The sequence below is a fragment of the Streptomyces sp. NPDC006458 genome (genome assembly GCF_040612135.1).
In the GTDB taxonomy this organism is placed as follows: Bacteria; Actinomycetota; Actinomycetes; order Streptomycetales; family Streptomycetaceae; genus Streptomyces.
Window position 1 is genome coordinate 1 of record NZ_JBEXPR010000093.1, and the last position, 1,485, is coordinate 1,485.

Consider the following 1,485-nt stretch of genomic DNA (forward strand, 5'->3'; position numbering starts at 1 on the left):
CAACGCCGTTCAGTTAAGGGCGGGGCCGGGGCGTCAAGTGCTGGTTGTGAGCATGGTGATGTTGATGGCTGCTTTGTAGGTGGTCCGGTCGATGGCGGGTCCGCGTGCGTTGTATTTGGAGATCGCGCGTTTGACGATGCGGTCTTTGGTGCGGATCCGCCGGGCAGGCAGGATGTGGGCCAGCACGTTGCGGCCGATGGCTCCGACCAGGTCGATTACGGTGTCGGCGATGATGCCGGCGGCCAGGACGAGCTGGTCGCGGGCCGCGGTGAGGGCGGTGGTGAAGCCGGCCCGGTCCGGGTCGGTGCCCGGGACGCTGTCGGTGGCATCCGTCATCGCGGTCCGCAGCGCCTGGTAGGCGGTCAGCAGTGCCCAGACCTCCTGCTCGATACCGGCCGGGGTGCGGGCCCGCAGGACGTGTCCGCCCAGGATCGTGGACTTCAGCTCCGCATAGGCCGTCTCGATCTCCCAGCGCTCGTGGTAGAGCCGGACGAGTTCACCGGCCGGGTACTTCAAGGGGTCGGTGAGGGTGGTCAGCAGCCGGTAGCGGCCGGTGCGGGTGCCCCGGGAGGTGACGATGCTGACCTCGGCATCGATGACGCGTACGGTCAGCGCTCCGAGCCGGGCCAGTGTCGAGCCGTCCCGGTAACGGGCCACCGGTGGCAGGTTCCGGCCGGACTTGCAGCGAACCAGCAGGTCCGCGCCGGTGGCGGCCCAGTGGTTCAGCAGTGCGGTGGCGGCGAAGTTCCGGTCGCCCAGCAGGAGCATCCCGGCCCGCAGATCCACCGCCAGGCGGCGGGCGTACTCCAGCTCACCGGTGGCGGCAGGGCCGAACACGGCCCCGATCACCGACCGGGTCCCGCAGGCCACCAGTGCGGCCAGCCGCAGTTGCGGGTAGCCCGAGATACCGTTGCCGAGCCGCTGCCGGGTGAACACCGCCAGGTTGGCCGGACAGTCCGGGACCGACAGCAGGGTGCCGTCGACCGCGACGACCCTCAGACCCCGCCACCACCCAGCCGCCGCGGTCGTGGCCGCAGGGCCCCTGACCAGGTCGAACAAGGCTTTCATCGGTGCTGGTCCCAGCCGCTGGCGGGACTGCCGTAACGCGCTGCCGCTGGGCCGGGCCGGTGCCAGGCCCGTCAGCCCGGCACACAGCCGGTCGAAGATCTGCCGGTAGCCCAGCCCGGTGAACAGCGCTCCGGCCAGCAGGACGTAGACCGTGACCCGTGCCGGCACCAGCCGGACCCTGCGCTGCACCGCACCGGTCTGCGCCAGCACCTCGTCGACCATCTCGAACGGCACGATCTGGGTCAGCTCGCCGATATGCCCTGGCGCGAACACCCCGGCCGCTACCCCGCCCGGCCTTGTTATGGCAGCCTGTTCCAACAGCGGAGCTCCTGTGGTGAGGATGTCTTGGAGGACAACCCTCTTCTACAGCAGCTCCGCTGCCTCGTTCACGGGCCTTGACGAACAGCCCCCGCCCTT

General features: G+C 70.0%; 1 protein-coding gene. It reads right to left on the minus strand.

Annotation, left to right across the window (positions count from 1 at the left end; all coding sequences use genetic code 11):
* Positions 1-33 precede the first annotated feature (33 nt).
* The gene (locus tag ABZZ79_RS39685) at positions 34-1,341 is read right to left on the minus strand and encodes an IS4 family transposase (RefSeq protein ID WP_356697552.1); all 1,308 of its coding nucleotides are present in this window, start codon (positions 1,339-1,341) and stop codon (positions 34-36) included.
* Between the last annotated feature and the right edge of the window lie 144 nt (positions 1,342-1,485).